The following is a 20,908-nucleotide window of genomic DNA, read 5'->3' on the forward strand; positions in this document are numbered from 1 at the left end:
TAGTTGAACTTGGTCTTCGTTGCTCTGAAGCCTTGTCCGTGTCAGCGAGGGCGTATATTAAGGATCTACAGATTTTGTGCAACCCTTTTTTTAATTAATTTTGAAATTAATTAAAAAGGCATTACACCTCAACAATACGAAGTTCTTTTGGCATAGAGAAAGACACGTTCTCTTCTCTACCTTTTATCTCTTGAGGAGCACTACCGCCTTCTGTAACAAGACGATCAATTACCTCATTAACCAACACTTCAGGTGCTGAAGCACCAGCAGTCACGCCAATACTACGAATACCCTTCAACCAGTCACACTGAATCTCACTAGCATTATCGATTAAATAGGCCTTTGCCCCCATTCTCTCTGCTAGCTCACGAAGACGGTTTGAGTTAGAGCTATTCACAGAACCAACAACAAGGACCAATTCAGATTCTTGCGCTAACGTCTTCACCGCATCTTGACGATTTTGCGTGGCATAGCAAATATCATCTTTCTTAGGACCACGAATCATCGGAAAATGCTTACGAAGCGCATCGATAACAACAGAAGTATCATCCATAGACAATGTTGTTTGAGTAACAAAGGCAAGGCGCTCAGGATTCTTTACTTCCAGCCTTTCCACATCGGCAGGACTCTCTACTAAATAGATAGCACCACCCTGACGATCATCGTACTGCCCCATGGTGCCTTCCACTTCGGGATGACCATCATGACCAATTAAAATGCATTCCATGCCATCGCGAGAATAACGCAATACTTCTAAGTGCACTTTAGTCACAAGCGGACAAGTCGCATCAAAGACCTTTAAGCCTCTATTCGTTGCTTCATCACGCACCGCTTTAGAAACACCATGAGCACTAAAAATAACAATGTTGTCATCAGGCACTTGGTCCAGTTCATCAACAAAAACAGCACCGCGAGACTTTAAAGACTCAACGACAAATTTATTATGTACTACTTCATGACGAACATAGATCGGTGCTTCAAAAAGATCCAAGCAGCGATTCACTATATCTATCGCTCTATCAACCCCAGCACAAAAACCACGAGGGTTCGCTAGTTGAATAGCAAAACTCATGCTACCTCCTCTACTGCAACAATCTGAGCTCTAAATGTCAGAGAGCGTCCAGCCAAAGGGTGATTAAAGTCTACCACTACTTCTTTATCGCCAATTTCAGCAATAACGCCTGGCAATTCGTTTTTACTCATATCAGCAAAAGACACTACCATCCCCTCTTCTAGATCCATAGAAAACTGAGAACGAGGCATACGCTGGATGTTACTTTCATTGTGTGCACCAAACGCTTTTTCAGGTGACATAACAAAAGAAGCTTCTTGCCCTGCAGACATCCCCAACAAAGCCGTTTCAAAATCTGGCAATAAACTACCATCACCAAATACAAAGCTTGCTGGAGCCTGAGAAAAATTAGAATCAACAATTTGACCGTCTTCAAGTGACAACTCAAAATGTAGAGTGACTCGGCTTGTTGCCGTAATTACATTCATTCTTTTGTACCTTCCTGCTTTTTGGTCACGAAGCCTTCAAGCAACATTAAAATAACACCGATGGTAATAGCAGAATCCGCGAGATTGAATGCAGGAAAATACCAAGACTGCTGCCAATGAAACTGCAAAAAATCTACAACATGACCATAAACCAATCGGTCATAGAGGTTACCGATAGCACCACCCAACACAAAGGTCAGAGCTAATGATTCCAATCGATTTGTCTCTGATATTTTAACCAAACGCCAACTTATACCAACAACCACAGCCAATGCGATCAAAGAGAAAAACCAGCGCTGCCAGCCACCCGCTTGTGCGAGAAAGCTAAAAGCCGCACCCGTGTTATATCTCAAAGTCAGATCAAAGAATGGGAAGACAACAATCTCTTGCCCATAAAACAAGTTGGACTCAATCGCTTGCTTCGTTACCCAATCCAAAACAAAAAGAATGAGAGCCAGCGCCCACCAGCGCTGTACTCGTTGCCACACAATTAAAGCTGTCATTAGGCGTAAAGGCGCTCTTCGCCTTCCCCGTCAGGCAAGTTGGAGATACAACGATCACACAACTCAGGGTGCGATTCTCGTTTACCTACTTCTTCACGGTGATGCCAACAACGTACACATTTAGTGTACTTACTCAGTTCAACATGAACTTTCAAGCCATCAAGGTCAGTTGCAACAGCCTCATCACTCGCTTGAGACAAAGACAAAACCTTAACGTCAGAAGCAATCAAAACGAAACGAAGTTCTTCGCCTAGTCGGGTCAAGGTCGCTTGCAAGGCTTCATCACAATAAAGCGTGATATCTGCACTTAAGCTCGCTTTCATCTTACCTTCGCTACGAGCCGCTTCTAATACCTTATTCGTTGCCACTTTAGCTTCAAGAACTTGCTTCCAAAATTCACGACCCATTGGCTCATCACCAGATAGTTCTTCTAGGCCTTCGTACCATGTTTCTAAGAAAACAGACTCACCGCGCTCACCTGGCAGCGTTTGCCAGATTTCATCGGCCGTAAAACTCAATATAGGTGCAATCCAACGGGAGAAGGCTTCCATCACATGATAAAGCGCGGTTTGAGCAGAACGGCGCGCCAAGCTATCTTCTTGCGTTGTGTATTGACGATCTTTAATGACATCCAGATAGAAGCCCCCTAAATCAACAGAGCAGAAGTTTTGAATTTTCTGGTTAACAGTATGGAATTGATATTCGTTGTACGCCGCATTTAATTCTTTTTGCAACAAAGCAGCGCGATCTACAATCCAACGATCCAATGCGATCATTTCGTTCGCAGGTACCATATGTTCTGTTGGCTCAAAGCCATTTAGGTTAGCCATCATAAAGCGCGCCGTATTACGAATACGACGATAAGAGTCCGCTACGCGTTTGAGGATCTCATCAGAGACTGTCATTTCAGTGGTGTAATCCGTTGCAGCAACCCACAAACGAATGATATCGGCACCTAGCGTGTCCATCACCTTCTGAGGCGACAATACATTGCCCAGAGACTTCGACATCTTGCGACCATCACCATCAACAGTAAATCCGTGAGTCAGAACTTGCTTGTATGGCGGCACACCACGCACTGCAATGGACGTTTTCAAAGACGATTGAAACCAGCCGCGATGCTGGTCTGAACCCTCAAGATACAAATCAGCAGGGAAGCTCAACTCGTCACGCTGATCGATAACAGAATAATGAGTAACACCAGAGTCGAACCATACATCCAGCGTGTCAGTAACCTTGCTGTACTTTTCAGCATCCGCACCCAACAACTCTTCTGCTTCCATCTCAAACCAAGCGTCGATACCTTCCACTTCGATTCGTTTAGCGACTTCTTCGATCAAACGAGGCGTTTCAGGGTGAAGCTCTTGAGTCTCTTTATTGATAAACAACGCAATCGGGACACCCCAAGTACGCTGACGAGACACACACCAGTCAGGGCTGTTATTCAACATCCCTTCCATACGGTTTTGTCCCCAGCTTGGTACCCACTTCACGCCTTCAACAGCATGTTTAGCGGCATCTAGTAAACCTTCTTTGGTCATACTGATAAACCACTGAGGCGTTGCACGGAAGATCAATGGTGTTTTAGTACGCCAGCAATGTGGGTAACTATGAAAGATTTTAGACTCAAACACTAAAGCACTATTGCGATTTAACGCGTCAAGTACGGCACCATCTACTTTATAGACATGCAAACCAGCAAATTCACCAGCTGCTTCGGAGTAAACACCGTTATCTTGAACAAGATTGATTGTACCAATGCCATTTTCACGACCAACATTAAAGTCGTCTACGCCATGATCTGGTGCCGTATGTACGCAACCAGTACCCGCTTCAGTCGTTACGTGCTCACCTAAGATGACAGGAATATCACGCTCTAAGAAAGGGTGATTTAACACAGTGCTCGCTAGTTCAGCACCAACAGCACGACCAACAATGCGGAACGCTGTTACGCCATAGCGAGACATCACACCTTCAACCATGTCTTCAGCAACAATCAAGCGCTCTTTGCCCAAGCCCATATCGACTTCAACTAACGCATAGTTAAATTCAGGGTGTACAGAGACTGCTTGGCTTGCTGGAAGAGTCCAAGGCGTCGTGGTCCAGATCACAACAGACACTTTGCCTTCACCTTCAACATCAGAGAACTTAGCAAGCAAAGCCGCTTCGTCTTGTGGCGCATAACGCACATCCAAAGACAAAGACGTCTTGTCTTGATACTCCACTTCCGCCTCTGCCAAGGCAGAACCACCAACAACACTCCAGTAAACAGGCTTGAAGCCCTTTACCAAATGACCGTTTTCAGCAATTTTACCCAGAGCACGAACAATGTTCGCTTCCGTTTGGAAGTTCATAGTCAGATAAGGATTTTCCCAATCTCCCATCACACCCAAACGGATAAAGTCTTTTTTCTGTTCTTCAATTTGCGTGTAAGCGTATTCGCGACATTTCGCGCGAAACTCTTTATAAGAAACTTTCGTTCCGGCCTTACCTATAAGCTGCTCAACTTTGTGCTCGATTGGCAAGCCGTGGCAATCCCAACCTGGAATATAAGGCGCATCAAAGCCACTAACGGTTTTAGACTTAACAATAATATCTTTGAGGATTTTATTAACCGCGTGACCAATGTGAATACTGCCATTTGCGTACGGAGGGCCATCATGAAGAATAAAAGATTTACGGCCTTTGCTTACTTCACGTACTTTCTGGTATAGGTCCATATCCTGCCAACGCTTAAGCATTGCAGGTTCACGTTTTGCCAAATCTCCACGCATTGGGAAGTCAGTATCTGGCAAATTCAGTGTCGGTTTATAATCACTCATGGTTTATCGATTCATCCTCAAAGATCATCTTTTCACTGATTAGCAAAAAAGCGTAACGCTTCTTCTTTATCACATTGAATTTGTTTTTCCAGCGCATCTAAGCTGGCCATTTTTCGCTCTGCCCTAATAAAATGACAGAAAGTCACCTGCACATACTTGTCGTACAGGTCACCAGTAAAATCTAATAAATGTACTTCTAATATGGGCGTTTTACCTTGAACAGTAGGACGCACACCAATATTCGCTACACCATTGTGAGAAACACCATCAACCATAAAGGTCACAGCATACACCCCAGACAACGCAGCCTTAATTCCTTTAAGATGAACATTGGCCGTTGGAAAACCTAATTTTCGCCCCAACTGCTGCCCATGTATCACACGACCACTTAACGAGACCGTATGCCCCATGTTCATTTGGGCTGCTGAAATATCACCCCGTTCCAGCGCTTTCCTAACTAAAGTACTACTCACTCGCTCATTCAGAGCATTTAACACCGACGGTGTATTTTCGACATCGAAGCCATGCTGACTACCGAATTCTTGCAAATAATAAAAATCACCTTGTCGATCACAACCAAAGCGAAAGTCATCACCTACTACTAAATGATTTACTGACAAACCGTCTAATAAAATTTGCTGGCAAAATGCCTGCGCGTCTAGTTGCTGGAGCTTAGGGTTGAACGGCATACAAAGTACATAATCAATACCTTGCCCTTCCAACAGTCTAACCTTATCTCGCAGACGACCAATACGGCCAGGCGCAGTCTCCGGAGCAAAAAACTCTCTCGGCTGCGGCTCAAAAATCATAATAGCGGCAGGCGAGTTATATTGTTTTGCCAAGGCTTTGACGCGCGCTAGAATAGCACCGTGCCCTAAATGAACACCGTCAAAGTTCCCTACCGTCAGCACGCACTCTTTATGCTTTGATCGGATATTATGAATACCGCGAATTAACTCCATAGAACCCCGTACAAAACAATTAGACCCAGCGTCGAAAAAATATCATGGATTATATAGCAGTTAACCTGATGAAGGTAGGCCAGAACTTGAACAAGCTGTGCAAACACATAATCAAGGCAAAAATGCGTCAAACAGACCTAATGCTTAAAAATAGAAGGACGCAAACCAGCCGCCACCGCGACCAGAACGTACACCAGCACCCCACAAACAACAACAACCAAGGTACAGCCTACCCGATATAAATCCTCCATTTGCGTCCACTGCCAGCCTTGAAGAAGAAACATGTACAAACATCCACCAAGCGCCACGGTAGCACTCAACAATATACGTAACAAACGCCCCCACTGAGCTGAAAATACGTGATATTGCTTTTTATACAAGCCTCGCCATAACAAGAAGGCATTCAAGGCCGCAGAAAGACTTGTCGCCAACGCTAGCCCCACATGCCCAAGCGGCCAGACCAGTATTAAATTCAGCACCATATTCGACACCATCGCAATAATACCGATACGCACAGGCGTTTTGGTATCTTGTCTCGCGTAATACCCTGGCGCCAAGACTTTGATCAACATCATAAACACCAAGCCTAGCGAGTAAGCCTGTAAACTTTGCGCCGCCATATGAACATCATTCACCGTTAATTCACCACGATAAAAGATCGTTGCAATCAAGGGCTCGGCCAACATAAATAGAGCCAGAGAAGACGGAATCGCAATCAATAGTAAAATTCGCAGCGCCCAATCCAGCGTTTCAGAGAACTTCGAAGCTTCACCACCAGAAAAACTACGTGACAGCGAAGGCAGAATAACCGTACTAATAGCAATAGCAAAAATGCCCAGCGGCAGCTCATACAGCCGATCAGACAAATACAACCAAGTAATACTACCCGTCTGTAAAAAAGACGCCAACACAGTGTCTAGTAGCAAATTGATCTGACCGACAGACACACCAAACAAAGCCGGCCCCATTAAAAGCAGAATCCGCTTCACACCAGGATGGCGAAAGCCTAAAGTCGGCATTGGCAACAACCGCAACCTCGCCAAAAACGGAATCTGAAACATGAGCTGAATCAAGCCCGCAAAAAACACCCCCCAAGCAACCGCCGTTTCAGCCTGAGCCGCCGTGCGAGCAAAAAACAGCGTCGCAATAATGAGTGAGATATTCAGAAAAATCGGCGTAATAGCAGGAACTGCGTATTCACCATGAGCATTTAGAATTCCTCCCGCCAAAGCCGTTAAGGAAATGAACAGCAAATACGGAAAAGTAATGACCAGTAACTCTGATGCCAATGCCGCCTGACCATCATCGCCAGCAAAACCTGGCGCAAATACGTAAACAACCCAGGGAGCACACACCATAAAAATCACAGTAATACACAGCAACACCAAAGCAAGCGATCCAGATACCGCAGAAATAAGCGCTCGTACTTCATCCTTACCATCCTTCACCCGGTAATCACTCAACACTGGGACAAACGCTTGAGCAAACGCCCCCTCGGCAAATAATCGACGAAAAAAGTTAGGAATTTTAAAAGCAACGTAAAAAGCATCCGCACTGCCACTCGCCCCCAATACATAAGCTAAAGCAGCGTCTCTCACCAAACCAAGAATACGAGAAAGAAAAGTACAAATAGAAACCAAGACACCAGAACGTAACAAAGACAAAGACTTAGACTCTTTATCAAGGGCGGATTTTTTTTCAGACATAAGAAATTACGACTTAGACAATAGACAGATCCACCAAGAATAACACCAGCAACGGCTAGAGCGCAGCCAAATATATAAGCTCATTTGATTAAAATTTGTATAATAGGGTTGTGACTGCGCTAAAAACTGGTAAAATCCGCCGCGAGATTTCAAAGTTAAAACTTGACATTAATTTCATGACACAGCACAGTGCTGGGTCATAACTTATTCCAAATTAAAGGAGCCAGACCGTGGCAAATTCCGCCGGTTCAAAAAAACGCGCGCGCCAAGCAGTAAAAAGCCGCGCTCACAATGGTAGCCTTCGTTCAATGGTTCGCACGTACTTGAAAAAAGTAGATGCGGCTATCGAAGCAGGCAATCAAGCTGACGCACAAGCAGCTTACGTTCTAGCAACTTCTAAGCTAGACAAAGCCGCAGACAAAGGCCTATATCACAAAAACAAAGCAGCTCGTCATAAGAGCCGCTTGAGTGCTAAAATCAAAGCACTGGCCTAATACCTATAAAAAAACCGGCAACTGCCGGTTTTTTTATGTCTTTAATTTATGCCTTCAAAATCCCAGACCTTTCAACCTAGATAACACCATCCAAAAGCACTATTTAATTAAGCCGCATCAGCCAAATAAAACCACCAGCCAAACCACTGCAGCCAAAAGCAACGCCAACATAACGGCCGCCGAACCTAAATCTTTCGCACGACCCGATAATTCATGATGTTCACTACTAATTCGATCGACCACAGCTTCAACACTTGAGTTTAGCGTCTCTACGATCAACACCAAACCAACTGAGAAAATAAGCACCGCACGCTCAAGCCCCGTATCACCGAACCAGATAGCAAAAGGTAAAGAAATCATAAAAAGCACAGCTTCCTGACGAAATGCCGCCTCATGCTTCCATTGCGCTCGCAAACCTTGATAGGAATATTTCGAAGCACTCAACACTCGATCCAAACCCACTTTACCCGGCTTTGCCATGACAACCTCTTTTAAATAATAACCAAATCATCGCGATGAATTAATTCTGGCTCACCTTTGTAACCCAAAATATCACCAATATTAGACGAAGGCTGACCAAGCAACTTCAACGTTTCAGCCACGCTGTAGTTCACTAAGCCTCGAGCAACTAGACCGCCCTGCAAATCCACACAAATAACCATATCCCCACGCGAAAAAGTCCCTTGCGCGTCCTTCACCCCAACAGGCAAAAGACTGGTACCCGCCTTTCGCAATGCCTTTACAGCACCATCATCTAGAATCAAAGCACCGCGACTCTTCAGATGCCCAGCTAACCATTGCTTACGTGCAGCCACTCTTCCGTGCTCCGGCTGCAACCAAGTACCCAGCATTTCGCCTGAAGCAACGCGGACAATCACATTATCTTCACGACCCGAAGCAATCAAAGTATCCGCACCAGAGCGAGCCGCCAAAAGTGCCGCTCGCACTTTTGTTAGCATACCGCCACTACCAAGCACACCTGCACCACCACTCGCCATAGACTCAAGACGTGTATCCGATGCTGAAATATGCGTGATTAATGTTGCATCTTTATGATCACGTGGATTTTTATCATACAGCCCATGCTGGTCAGTAAGAATAATCAACAAATCAGCTTCAACCAGATTGGCCACCAAGGCGCCCAGCGTATCATTATCGCCAAAACGAATTTCGTCGGTTACAACTGTGTCATTTTCGTTAACTATGGGTACAACACCAAAGCCAAGCAAAGTACGCAACGAAGATCGAGCATTTAAGTAACGTCGGCGGTTAGATAAATCATCATGAGTCAGTAGAATTTGCGCAGTGCATAAGCCATGCTTTTCAAAATGAGACTCATAAACCCCCACCAACTCCATCTGCCCAACGGCTGCCGCAGCTTGCAGCTCATTCACTTGAGTGGGACGAGAAGAAAAACCAAGACGCTTCATACCAGCCGCAATAGAACCAGAAGAGACCAACACCACTTCTTTTCCTTGCGCCCTTAACTCAGCAATTTGAGCAACCCAAAGACCAATTCGGGCAACATCCAACCCCTGACCATCGTTTGTCAATAACGCACTGCCAATCTTCACAACGACACGCTGCGCCTTAGCTATTTTTTCTCGCATTTCCATGATACTACTTATTCTCACCAATCAGATTAGCTAACGTATTCCACTTCAACATCGTAGTCATCTTCATCGAAATCATCGTCATCAACCAAGAGACCAGCTTTACGACGCTTTTCACGCAATGACATAATACGATTACGACCTTCTTCATCAATCAAGGTACGCATGGCTTTTTCTTTCTCACGAGCTTCCGGACTTTCTAGCAACAGCTCACGCTTTTCATCAAGCGCCGTCATCAGGTCCAAACACAATACTTCCGTACCTTCACCTGATATTGCAGAAATGCGGTAAGCCTTACCTTCCCAGCCCAGCGCATCAATAACACTTTGGCAGCGCTCTTCCAGCTCATCTTCTGGCACCATGTCAGTCTTATTCAAAACTAACCAACGATCACGCTCTGCCAACGCAGGGCTAAACTGATGCAATTCGTTAACAGCAATAACGGCCGCCTCTGCTGGAGTAATCTCATCCCAAGGCGCCAAGTCTACGATGTGCAACAAAATACGGTTACGTACTAAGTGCTTCAAGAAACGAATACCAAGACCTGCACCTTCCGATGCCCCTTCGATAATCCCAGGAATATCGGCAACAACGAAACTCTGGTGCTTTTTCACTTTTACCACCCCAAGGTTCGGCACCAAGGTTGTAAAAGGATAATCCGCAACTTTCGGCTTAGCAGAAGAAACCGCACGAATGAACGTCGATTTACCTGCATTAGGAAGACCAAGCAAACCAACATCCGCCAAGACCTTCATCTCTAGCTTCAAGGTGCGCTCTTCACCTACCGTACCTTTAGTCGTTTGGCGCGGTGCACGGTTGGTACTGGACTTAAATCGAGTATTACCAAGGCCATGGTGACCACCTTGAGCAACTTTTAACGTTTGACCATCACGAACAAGATCGCCCAGCGTCTCACCAGTGTCATCATCAATAACCGTCGTACCAACAGGCACTTTAATTTCAAGATCAGGCCCTTTCGAGCCAGTCATGTCTCGACCTTGACCACCCTCGCCACTCTCGGCGATGTATTTCTTCGTAAAACGAAAATCGATCAGAGTGTTTAAGGCTTCATCAGCAACCAGTATGACACTACCGCCATTACCGCCGTCACCACCATCAGGACCGCCTTTCGCCACAAACTTCTCGCGCCAAAAACTCAACGCTCCATTTCCGCCTTTACCCGCTCTCACGTAGATACTGGCTTCATCAACAAATTTCACAATAACACCTCTTCGGTGGATTATCAGAATCAACAAACTCTGATTATAGAATTCTTCCAAAAAAAAAGCCCCGCGTCGCGGAGCTTTTTTTAAGTTTTTAGCAAGCGATTAAGCAGCTACGACAGAAACTGTACGACGCTTAAACTTACCTTTCACTTCAAACTTCACTTGGCCTTCGACAACAGCGAACAAAGTGTGATCTTTACCAATTTGAACACCTGCACCAGGGTGGAATTGTGTACCACGCTGACGAACAAGGATGTTACCTGGGATCACAACTTGACCACCAAAACGTTTGACACCTAATCGTTTCGACTCGGAATCGCGACCGTTACGAGTACTACCACCCGCCTTTTTATGAGCCATGACTTACTCCTTAAATTTGAATAGTTAGCGCTTAGTTAATGCCAGTTATTTTCACTTCCGTGAACCACTGACGATGACCCATACGCTTCATAGAGTGCTTACGACGACGGAATTTCAAAATTTTCACTTTGTCACCGCGACCGTGTGCAACAACTTCCGCTGTCACTTTAGCGCCTTCTACAACAGGTGCGCCAACTTTAACGTCGTCGCCATTGCATACAAGAAGAACGTCGTCGAATTGAATCGCGCCACCTTCTTCAACAGCTAATTTCTCAACCTTAAGGGTTTGGCCTTCTTCTACACGGTATTGCTTACCGCCAGTTTTGATCACTGCAAACATGTTCTTCTCCAATGAGATTTACCCGGCTACTGAAATTGAATTTGACCTACTTCTAGTGGCAATAAGTTTCTGACCGAAGCGGACAAAAATCACTAACCATATGATAGGGAGCAAAATGTGGGTAAATCGGACGCGAGATTGTACAAAATCACACCACCCAATACAAGCGAAATGCAATGTCTTTATACATTTTTCGCATTTTGGGTTGACCCTGACACAAGCCTTACCTAGCATGAGGCACACTTGCTGATCAGCTTGGGACTATTTAGCTTCGGAAATTGCATGCAACCAATACAGATACACGATGTTGTGGCCAATGAATTTGGCCAAGTGAATGACTATATTGTGTCACAACTTAGTAGTGACATCCCTCTAATCGAGCAAATCGGCTACTACATTATTAGTAATGGCGGGAAACGATTGCGACCGCTGTTGGTTTTATTGGCGGCAAGAGCCAGCGCAGAACTAGACCAAACAAAACTTGATCAAGCCATTCAAATGGCCACTATCATTGAATTCATACACACATCGACACTATTACATGACGACGTGGTTGACGAATCGGATATGCGCCGCGGCAAAAAAACAGCGAACGAAGAATGGGGAAATGCGCCAAGCGTTTTAGTGGGCGACTTTCTTTACTCTCGCGCCTTCCAAATCATGGTAGATGTTGGCAGCATGCAATGCATGAGCATTTTAGCTAAAACGACCAATATTATTGCCGAAGGTGAGGTCCAGCAACTCATTAATTGCGGCGACCCAGATACGACAGAAGAAAGTTATTTAAAAGTTATCCAATACAAAACAGCAAAATTGTTCGAAGGTGCTGCACTTTGTGGCGCAGTTATATCCGGTGCCAGCACCGAGTATCAAATCGCTTTAAGAGATTTTGGCATGTATGTCGGAACCGCTTTTCAGCTAATTGATGACGTAATGGATTACACCAGTACCGCTGAAGAGATGGGCAAAAGTGTTGGCGACGACCTTGCTGAAGGAAAACCAACCCTACCGCTCATTTTCACCATGAAACATGGCTCTTCAGAGGCAGTGGAAAGAGTAAGGCAAGCAATATTAACCGGTGGCCTTGAGCAATTAGAGACGATTATAAATGATGTGCAAGGCTGCGGAGCTATTGAATACACGCAACAAAAAGCACAAGAACAAGCTGACCTCGCAATAAAAGCCATTGCGCCCTTGCCAGAGTCTGACTATAAGGCCGCACTTATTGCGCTTGCCAATGCTTCTGTGAAGCGCCGCAACTAGCTTTCAGAAAAAAAACGCCAAACATTGGGTTCACTTTAGACTGCAGACCCTGTTTGGCGCTTTTATATTAACTTTCCACTCTTGCTCTTCTTTAATATATCCAACACTACGCGCGCAGACTCAGCCGAATGCTGCTGCATAAAGCAATGACCTCCGTCGACCTCGACCACCTGAATATTCGGGTTCAGCTTTGCCGCCAATCGATATGCCTCTTTGAAATAATCAAACGTGTCTTTACCTTGAATAATGTAAGTAGGCACAGATATGTTAGCAATCGCAGCCCAAAGTCTCTTAGGGTAACTGGAAAAGATCTCCGCCTCCATCCATGATGGGCACCCTAATTGGTAATGCCCTTTTTCATCATGTTTAATAGAAAATTCAATATAATCCTCTAGACATTCAGGTTTCCAGCCTTTGAACGTCCCCCTCTCAAAAAAATTACTTTTCACTTGGGCAAAACTTTCCCATTGGGTACGACGGCGACGAGCCTGTTTTACTAGGGGGATTTGGCTTTTTAAGCCTGCCAGCTTTACGCCACGCATCATCCAAATTAAGCGCGGCGGAAAAAGGGCAGGATCCAACAAAACCAATCGATCAAAAAGGGTTGGATCTTGCTCACTCATTAATGCGGTCATGCAACCACCAAAGCTGTGCCCAACACCAATCAACTCATTCTCAGGCAACACTTTTCGCTGCGCCCCCAACGACGCTCTAAAACGAGAAGCAGTGTCATTCCACCCGATAAAGCGCTTGCCTGCGGTCGACTCTCCATGACCGGCCGCATCTTGCAAAATCAAATTATAGCCTTCGAGCTTTTCTAAAAAATGCAAATACGTCTTTACCGCAAAGCCGTTACCATGAAGAAAATGTATCGTCGGCTGACTATTTTTCAATGGACCTAGGTAACCTTGTATATAACCGTCACCCACTTGATACTGCCAAGCCGCTAGGTTTATATTTCTTTGTGAAGACATAAAAGACTCTCAAAACAGCAAAAAAAATTACGAACCGAATACTTTAACAGAAAAATATAATGGCGCATGCTAATAAAAAACCACCTTAAAACACGCCACATCCCCTTCAGAACCCACAAAAGACCAACTACAATGTAAAAATGATCATTTTTCATGCAGCTAATTTGGTTTTTTTCCGTCCAAACATTCATATTAAGGTTTCAAACCGATATAATCAGTTGGATTTTCTACTGCAAACTGGACCACGACAATCCACCAGACTATTTTGAGTCATCGGCTGGATGTGGATATAGGACTATAATGACTACAGCTTCATCTTTTGAAAAAGACGAACTATTAAAATGCGGCCACGGTGAAATGTTTGGTGCAGGCAATGCCCAACTTCCTGTCGGCAATATGCTAATGATGGATCGCATTACTCACATCTCGACCGAAGGCGGGGAACACGGCAAAGGCGAAATTATTGCTGAGCTAGATATCAATCCTGACCTATGGTTTTTTGCGTGTCACTTCCCAGGAGATCCGGTTATGCCAGGTTGCCTTGGCTTAGACGCGATGTGGCAGCTAGTAGGATTTTTTCTAGGCTGGAAAGGAAATAAAGGGCGCGGGCGCGCACTGGGTTCTGGCGAAGTGAAATTCACTGGGCAAATCCTTCCAACAGCGAAAAAAGTTACCTTCCACATTAATCTTAAGCGTGTTATTGAGCGTAAGTTAGTGATGGGGATTGCAGACGGAAGTGTTAAAGTTGATGGTCGTGAAATTTACACAGCAAAAGACTTGCGTGTAGGCTTATTCACTTCAACTGATAACTTCTAAAGATTAAGAATGAAAGAGGCACATTTATGCGTCGTGTAGTAGTAACAGGTCTTGGCATTGTCAGCTGCCTAGGCAATGACAAAGAGAGCGTTCTAAACTCCTTACGCGAAGGCCAGTCTGGTATTCGTTTCGCTGAAGATTACAAAGAACATGGCTTTCGTAGCCACGTTTGTGGTCGTATTGATTTAGATTCAGAAAGTATTGATCGCAAAGTTCGCCGCTTCATGGGCGATGCTGCAACTTACGCTTACGTTTCTATGCAACAAGCCATTACAGATGCAGGTTTAACAGAAGACCAAGTATCCAATATTCGTACAGGCTTGGTTGCAGGATCTGGTGGCGCATCCGCTAAAAACCTTGTTGATTCCGCAGACACACTTCGAGAAAAAGGTGTGAAACGCGTTGGTCCATACCGTGTTACTCAAACTATGGGCAGTACTGTATCTGCTTGTTTGGCTACACCGTTCAAAATCAAAGGCGTTAACTACTCAATCACCTCAGCTTGCTCTACTAGTGCTCACTGTATTGGTAACGCAATGGAATTGATCCAGCTAGGCAAACAAGACATCGTTTTTGCCGGCGGCGGCGAAGAAGAAAGCTGGACTCAAACTTGTATGTTTGATGCCATGGGCGCCCTATCTTCAAAGTACAACGACACACCTGAAAAGGCATCACGCGCTTACGATGCAAACCGTGACGGTTTCGTTATTGCTGGCGGTGGCGGTATGCTAGTTATTGAAGAACTAGAACACGCTAAAGCTCGCGGTGCTAAAATCTACGCTGAATTAGTGGGTTACGGTGCAACGTCTGATGGCTATGACATGGTTGCTCCTTCTGGTGAAGGCGCAGTACGTTGTATGCAAATGGCAATGAGCACAATTGATGGCGACATTGATTACATTAACACTCATGGCACAAGTACTCCTGCTGGCGACATGAAAGAGCTACAAGCAGTCAACGAAACTTTCGGCGATAAAATCCCTCTGATTAGTTCGACTAAATCTTTGTCTGGTCACTCTCTAGGTGCAGCAGGCGTTCATGAAGCAATCTACTGCTTGCTGATGATGGAAAATAATTTCATCACCGCATCTGCAAACGTTGACGAGCTTGATGAAGCAGCAGGCAATATCCCTGTTGTCACAACTCGCAAAGATAATGCAGACTTGAACTTGATTATGTCTAACAGTTTTGGGTTTGGCGGCACTAACGCCAGCCTAGTATTCAAAAAATACTCTGCGTAAATAAAACACAAGTAACAAAAAAGCCGCATCAATGATGCGGCTTTTTTTATGGCTTTAATTTAGATTTCGACTTGGCTAATACAGGAAATCATTTCCTTTGGGAAGTTTCGCCATTTCAGCACGCATCCAAACATCCATCTCTTCATGTAATGCTGAGGTTTTCTTGCCTTCAGACTCGATAATAGGCCCAATAACAACACGGATAGCGCCAGGAAACTTACGCCAACGCTTACCAGGCCAAGTGTAACCAGCATTGTGTACCACAGGCAAAATAGGCACACCAGCAGATGTCGCTAACATGGCAGCGCCTTTGTTGAAGGCTTGCTCTGCATTAGGCGCGATTCGTGTGCCTTCAGGAAAAATTAGCACTGAACGGCCATCATCTAAACGCTCTTTACCCTGACTGATAATTTGCTTCAACGCATTGGTGCGCTGGGAACGGTCAATAGCAATAGGTTGAACCATGCGTAAGCCCCAACCAAAGAAAGGCACGGACAACAACTCTTTCTTCAATACCGTTGATACAGGTGCCATCAACACTTGAAGCACATAGGTTTCCCACTCGCTTTGGTGGTTTGCCACCAGCACAAATGGGCGATTCTTATTGATATGCTCTAAACCAATAATTTCAACTTTCACACCACAAAAAACTCGAAAGACAAACAGCAAACCTTTGTTATGCAGATTTAAAACTGGCTGACGAAAATTCTTCGGTAACAAGACAGTCGCGAAAGGCGCAAGGACACCAAATATTATGGTGGATACCATATAGTAAATGGAAAATATTGTTGAGCCGATCCAAGATCTTGCTGACGCCCATATGCTCATTGACGGCTTACTCCCTATAACTATTTATTTAGATATTTTTGTTGCTGCTTCAATGGATTTGCATACATTGCCAACACGGTTTCTTTTAAACTGTCAGGGCATCGCTCAAGATAACTTGAGAATGCACTATCCGTTGAAGGTAAACCTTGCTGTAAGGCAAGTGCTGCCTCATTGGTAGACTGAATCGCATAGTTAGAAATAATTTGTCGATCTACTTCTGCAACAAACTCTTCAGGCGTTTCAAAGCCGTCTTTTATAACATCGCCAAAAGTTACGACAACCTTACCTTTTTGACCGACAATGCCGTTTTTGATGCTGTCTATGTCTTCAAACTCAGCTTTTTCATAATTGCCTGTTGTCGATTTTTGATGCAATTCACGCGCCTTATCAAAAGCGCACGGGTCATACTCATAAGCAATTGAAACAGGAACAATTTTCAAATTTGCCATCGCATCAGAAAAAGGCACTTTTTCTTTCTTCTGGCCCATGAAAAACATTTTTATGATCGCTGGGTCTGTTTGGTCCAAGCCATCTTTGGCACGGCCTTCCTTTTGCGCAATCCAGATATTGGCCTGATCTTTCGTTAACGACTCAGTAATATAAGCAGACAATTGACCAAACGCCGCCATCATCTCTCGAATACCATTCGCAGAACGCTTCACAATAAAGCTTTTATTAAGACGCATAAGGTCGGATACAAAAGGACGGCGCAACAGGTTATCACCGATAGCGATGCGCACCGTGTTCAGTCCAGCTAAGTACAAGCCATAGTTGACAAAAGCCGGATCCATAGCGATGTCTCTGTGATTTGACAAGAATAAATAGCCCACGCCTTTCTCTAGCTTTTCAATCCCCCGATATTCGACATTCGTCGTCGTGGTTTTTATCATGCGTTCCATGTAACTCGCGACGCGCATTTGAAACTCATGAACATTCGAAATATTACCAATCTGGCGTTTTAGCGCCAACTTGACACATAATGCCAATGGCGCTTTCAAAAACTTAGGCCATTGGGCAAAGCGAAAACCAATAATTGTATTAATAAAATCTGGCATTTCGACCAGGTTATTCAACACCTCGGCGACCTCATCGTCGTTGTAAGGGCGTATATCGTGAAACTGATCCATTTAATTTTCCGTCAGTAAGACTGTTTTGTTATTTGTTTTAAATGAGACCTTTGCACGATAATGCACTCGTCATTTCGTACAAAGGTCTCAGTATTTTTATAGGGTCTGAATATCAAACCCAAGCGTTTCTAGCTCCGCGCGCTTGGACGTGGATGTAACCACAGCGACATTTTCATTTTCTTTGGTTAAATAGGTTTTCGTTACCTGCTTCAACTGCTCAAGCGTCACTGCTAATATCTTCGCTCGGAAGGCTTCTCTATAGGCTAGGCTACGACCATGTAAGTGTACATAGAAATCACTTTGCGCTTCACCTGCTGGCGAGCTTGGTTTATCCATCGAACCAATCACTCCTAAAATAGCTTCTTCAAGCGCATCTTCAGAGTGTGCTTCATTTAGCATCCATTCAATCGAAGCATCAAAGTCCGACAGGGTTTCTGTCAAACGAGGATCACGATAAGAATAGAAGCGGAATGATCCAGTACTGCCATCAAAGGTTGCGCCGCCACCGTAAGCCCCACCTTGCTCGCGAATCACGCGATGCAGGAAACCGTTACGTAAGAAACCACCTAACACGGTCAACGCTGCCACATCTGGGTGTTCGCCAAACGCCGTACGAAAGGCTTTACTGCAAAAGCTCACCTGAGTTGATGTCAACCAAGCGACATTCACTTTCGCGTCAACCGGCGCCATAGAGAATTTAGTCTGCGCGCTACCAGTCGGCAAGTCAGCAAACACAGACTGAACCTCGCTCAATAGATTTGCTTCATGCTGAGGTTCTGCGACCAGTAAAAGCTGCTTGTTCGCTTGCAATAGTTTTTCATGTAAACGTTTGAAGACTGCCAAGACATTTTCAATAGTCTTACTGTCAGCTTTCATTGCATCATCTAATGCAATCGCAGAACGAATACCTGACATACCGCTCCAGTTTTCTTGCTGCGCAGCCAAACCAGAAATTGCACTAGACGCTGCCGTCATCGCCAGAGAGTGACCCTGACCAGTAATGGACTGTTCACGACGGGCACGACGATGGGCCACTAGCTCTTTCACGCGGCTTGCTTCGTCAAAACGCACATTAAGCATAGTATCTTTCAACAATTCGCTCATGGCTTTAACATTTGGCACCAAGGCTTTCGATGACAAAATAAAGTAACCATTTAGCTCTTGGCGATCTTCAATCGTTGCACGAATAGAATTTGAAGCTCCTAATCCGCCACAAACTTGAGCTTGACGCTCCTGAACAGTAAGGTAATCCTCTGCACCAATACCAAACTCAGTCATCATTGAAGAAAATAACGGCAAATATTCTGTCTCTTCTTCATCCAACTCAGGCAAATCAATGACTAACTGCTGGTAAACCAAACCATTCGTACCTTGCGGGTAGAAAGTAATTGGTAAATCACCAGCTACCTTTTCATTGTCATATTCTGGCAAACGCGCAGGCACATCTTCTAAGCCAACTTTCGGCAAAATACTCATGTCGTCCACTTGGGATTGACGAGCTTTCAATGCCGCGCTGCGAGCTATAATTTGCTGCTTATCAGCATCAGACAACGCGGCTTTGATCTGACTTAGACGATCTTTTTCTGCCTGATTTCGACGCGTTTCAAGAGCATCATCAGGGCTTAATGTGATCGTGACTCGGTGTGCATTGCTCAACAACAAGCTTTTAATCAAGTTCGGAATATATTGTTGATCCTGAACTTTCTCGCGCATTGCATTAATAACAGGATCAAGATCAAGCTGAGCAATCACATCTCCGGCATGAACCGCTGTCGACAAACCAGCCAAAATGAGCTGTAAACCATAAGGATAACTACCGCCACCAACTTCACGCTGGCTCAATTCTAATTGATGCAACATGGCATCAACCATATCTTGAGGTACCCCTTTTTCAGCAATACTTTCCAAGGTCGACAATACCAAGGCTTCAACCTTAGGGGCATCCTCTCGTTTCACGCCTTCCAATCCGCACATAAAGCTCATTTCTTTGTTACTGTCTTCAAGACCACATAGTGGGGATGGTGCACGGCCAAGGTCGCTATTCTCTAAGACTCGCATCAAAGGTGACGCACTGTTGTCCAGCAAGACACTAGACAATAACTGCGCCTCGAACTGTTGGTTTAGATCTGTACTTTCACCCAACAACCAACCAACCACAACATGGCTGCCATCTTCCTTTACTTCATCTGCTGCGTAACCTTCTTCTACTCGCACTGGTGAGAAGTAACGCTTCGCGTTCGGCACACTCACTTGCTCTTCCAAGCGCTCAAATCGATTTAGAACCTTATCTTCAAATTCGGCTTGTAGTGTTTCTGCAGGAATATCGCCAAACGTCATGAATACCGCATTGGAAGGATGATAATGCGTGCGGTAAAACGCCAAAAGATCTTGATAAGACAAATCAGGAATATCCGCTGGCTCGCCACCGGAGTTGAAATGATAAGTATTATTCGGAAACAAATATTTAGTTAGCGTTTGCCATAATACCGACGTCGTTGAGCTCATCGCACCTTTCATTTCATTGAACACAACACCTTTGAATGTCAATTCTGACTCGGCGTTATCTGGCTCAGCGAATTCTAAGCGATGACCTTCTTGGGAGAAATCCAATTCATCTAAACGAGAAAAGAACACCGCATCCAGATACACACCCAATAGGTTATGGAAGTCTTTCTTGTTTTTACTGGCAAATGGGTAAGCCGTCCAATCAGAGGAGGTAAACGCGTTCATAAAAGTATTCAACGAACGGCGAATCATCATGAAAAAAGGATCGCGTACAGGAAAACGCTCAGAACCACACAATACGGTGTGTTCAAGAATGTGAGCGACGCCACAAGAATCCGTTGGAACGGTTTTTAAACCAACTAAGAAGACATTTTCGTCATTCTCAGACGCGATATGAAAATGTTTAGCGCCCGTGACAGTGTGCTCAAACTCTTGAACGGTAACATTCAGAGCATCGATAAATTCACTGCGAAGAAACGTAAACGCAGGATGGTGCGCGGTGCTATTTGCCATTCTCTACCTCGATAAAATTAGAATACGATAATTACAATGTTTTGGGGCAGCTTGGAGACATTCAAGACAGCATAAGTCCAAGACAGCAAAGAGGCGGGATTATAGCAAAAACATG

The 20,908-nt window shown here is 44.7% G+C and carries 19 protein-coding genes; 4 read left to right on the plus strand and 15 right to left on the minus strand.

The features are described 5' to 3' along the window. Positions 1-121 precede the first annotated feature (121 nt). The 6 genes from ispH to murJ all read right to left on the minus strand — a co-directional run bounded on the left by ispH (position 122) and on the right by murJ (position 7,493). Positions 122-1,072, minus strand: coding sequence for a 4-hydroxy-3-methylbut-2-enyl diphosphate reductase (ispH, locus tag AC2A4J_RS18195; RefSeq protein ID WP_484177021.1), 951 nt, complete (start codon positions 1,070-1,072; stop codon positions 122-124). Then, positions 1,069-1,500 carry an FKBP-type peptidyl-prolyl cis-trans isomerase gene (locus AC2A4J_RS18200; RefSeq protein ID WP_255827106.1) on the minus strand — a complete coding sequence of 144 codons (432 nt, stop codon included), beginning with the start codon at positions 1,498-1,500 and terminating at the stop codon, positions 1,069-1,071. The genes ispH and AC2A4J_RS18200 overlap by 4 nt, the downstream gene beginning before the upstream one ends. Then, the gene (lspA, locus tag AC2A4J_RS18205) at positions 1,497-2,003 is read right to left on the minus strand and encodes a signal peptidase II (protein ID WP_255827107.1); all 507 of its coding nucleotides are present in this window, start codon (positions 2,001-2,003) and stop codon (positions 1,497-1,499) included. The genes AC2A4J_RS18200 and lspA overlap by 4 nt, the downstream gene beginning before the upstream one ends. After that, entirely contained in the window at positions 2,003-4,825 is a 2,823-nt protein-coding gene (gene ileS / locus AC2A4J_RS18210) for an isoleucine--tRNA ligase (RefSeq protein WP_484177022.1), read from the minus strand. Before ileS ends, lspA begins: the two co-directional genes overlap by 1 nt. Positions 4,826-4,857: 32 nt before the next feature. Then, positions 4,858-5,787 carry a bifunctional riboflavin kinase/FAD synthetase gene (ribF, locus tag AC2A4J_RS18215; RefSeq protein ID WP_255827109.1) on the minus strand — a complete coding sequence of 310 codons (930 nt, stop codon included), beginning with the start codon at positions 5,785-5,787 and terminating at the stop codon, positions 4,858-4,860. 137 nt (positions 5,788-5,924) lie between these two features. Further along, entirely contained in the window at positions 5,925-7,493 is a 1,569-nt protein-coding gene (gene murJ / locus AC2A4J_RS18220; RefSeq protein ID WP_484177023.1) for a murein biosynthesis integral membrane protein MurJ, read from the minus strand. A 230-nt stretch (positions 7,494-7,723) separates the two neighbouring features. Between murJ and rpsT the strand changes: the two genes are divergently transcribed. Beyond that, a complete protein-coding gene (rpsT, locus tag AC2A4J_RS18225; protein WP_012071893.1) occupies positions 7,724-7,987 on the plus strand; it encodes a 30S ribosomal protein S20 in 264 nt (87 codons plus the stop codon). A 117-nt stretch (positions 7,988-8,104) separates the two neighbouring features. Here the strand turns inward: rpsT and AC2A4J_RS18230 are convergent, their stop codons facing one another. The 5 genes from AC2A4J_RS18230 to rplU all read right to left on the minus strand — a co-directional run bounded on the left by AC2A4J_RS18230 (position 8,105) and on the right by rplU (position 11,526). Next, on the minus strand, positions 8,105-8,467 hold the full coding sequence (locus AC2A4J_RS18230) for a diacylglycerol kinase (RefSeq protein WP_484177024.1): 363 nt from the start codon (positions 8,465-8,467) through the stop codon (positions 8,105-8,107). An 11-nt stretch (positions 8,468-8,478) separates the two neighbouring features. After that, positions 8,479-9,603 carry a glutamate 5-kinase gene (gene proB / locus AC2A4J_RS18235; RefSeq protein ID WP_255827112.1) on the minus strand — a complete coding sequence of 375 codons (1,125 nt, stop codon included), beginning with the start codon at positions 9,601-9,603 and terminating at the stop codon, positions 8,479-8,481. Positions 9,604-9,629: 26 nt separating this feature from the next. Beyond that, on the minus strand, positions 9,630-10,820 hold the full coding sequence (gene cgtA / locus AC2A4J_RS18240; RefSeq protein WP_255827113.1) for an Obg family GTPase CgtA: 1,191 nt from the start codon (positions 10,818-10,820) through the stop codon (positions 9,630-9,632). Between the two features lie 108 nt (positions 10,821-10,928). Continuing rightward, positions 10,929-11,186 carry a 50S ribosomal protein L27 gene (gene rpmA / locus AC2A4J_RS18245; RefSeq protein WP_110577397.1) on the minus strand — a complete coding sequence of 86 codons (258 nt, stop codon included), beginning with the start codon at positions 11,184-11,186 and terminating at the stop codon, positions 10,929-10,931. A gap of 31 nt (positions 11,187-11,217) precedes the next feature. Next, positions 11,218-11,526, minus strand: a complete 309-nt coding sequence (gene rplU, locus AC2A4J_RS18250; RefSeq protein WP_012071898.1) for a 50S ribosomal protein L21 — start codon at positions 11,524-11,526, stop codon at positions 11,218-11,220. Between the two features lie 282 nt (positions 11,527-11,808). Here rplU and ispB point away from each other — a divergent pair, with 282 nt between their 5' ends. Beyond that, positions 11,809-12,789, plus strand: coding sequence for an octaprenyl diphosphate synthase (gene ispB, locus AC2A4J_RS18255; protein ID WP_484177025.1), 981 nt, complete (start codon positions 11,809-11,811; stop codon positions 12,787-12,789). Between the two features lie 62 nt (positions 12,790-12,851). Here ispB and AC2A4J_RS18260 read toward each other — a convergent pair whose 3' ends face one another. Then, positions 12,852-13,763: an alpha/beta fold hydrolase gene (locus AC2A4J_RS18260; RefSeq protein WP_484177026.1), complete on the minus strand. Its 912-nt coding sequence runs from the start codon at positions 13,761-13,763 to the stop codon at positions 12,852-12,854. 300 nt (positions 13,764-14,063) lie between these two features. Here AC2A4J_RS18260 and fabA point away from each other — a divergent pair, with 300 nt between their 5' ends. Together fabA and fabB are read left to right on the plus strand one after the other, a co-directional pair. Continuing rightward, the gene (fabA, locus tag AC2A4J_RS18265) at positions 14,064-14,579 is read left to right on the plus strand and encodes a 3-hydroxyacyl-[acyl-carrier-protein] dehydratase FabA (RefSeq protein WP_113918305.1); all 516 of its coding nucleotides are present in this window, start codon (positions 14,064-14,066) and stop codon (positions 14,577-14,579) included. Between the two features lie 26 nt (positions 14,580-14,605). After that, positions 14,606-15,820, plus strand: coding sequence for a beta-ketoacyl-ACP synthase I (fabB, locus tag AC2A4J_RS18270; RefSeq protein ID WP_484177027.1), 1,215 nt, complete (start codon positions 14,606-14,608; stop codon positions 15,818-15,820). Between the two features lie 75 nt (positions 15,821-15,895). Here the strand turns inward: fabB and AC2A4J_RS18275 are convergent, their stop codons facing one another. The 3 genes from AC2A4J_RS18275 to AC2A4J_RS18285 form a co-directional block, all read right to left on the minus strand. Next, positions 15,896-16,648, minus strand: coding sequence for a lysophospholipid acyltransferase family protein (locus AC2A4J_RS18275; protein ID WP_255827117.1), 753 nt, complete (start codon positions 16,646-16,648; stop codon positions 15,896-15,898). 20 nt (positions 16,649-16,668) lie between these two features. Further along, positions 16,669-17,775, minus strand: a complete 1,107-nt coding sequence (locus AC2A4J_RS18280) for a 1-acyl-sn-glycerol-3-phosphate acyltransferase (RefSeq protein WP_255827118.1) — start codon at positions 17,773-17,775, stop codon at positions 16,669-16,671. Between the two features lie 96 nt (positions 17,776-17,871). Further along, positions 17,872-20,793: an insulinase family protein gene (locus AC2A4J_RS18285; protein ID WP_484177028.1), complete on the minus strand. Its 2,922-nt coding sequence runs from the start codon at positions 20,791-20,793 to the stop codon at positions 17,872-17,874. Between the last annotated feature and the right edge of the window lie 115 nt (positions 20,794-20,908).

The organism is Marinomonas sp. ATLA20 (genome assembly GCF_057180105.1).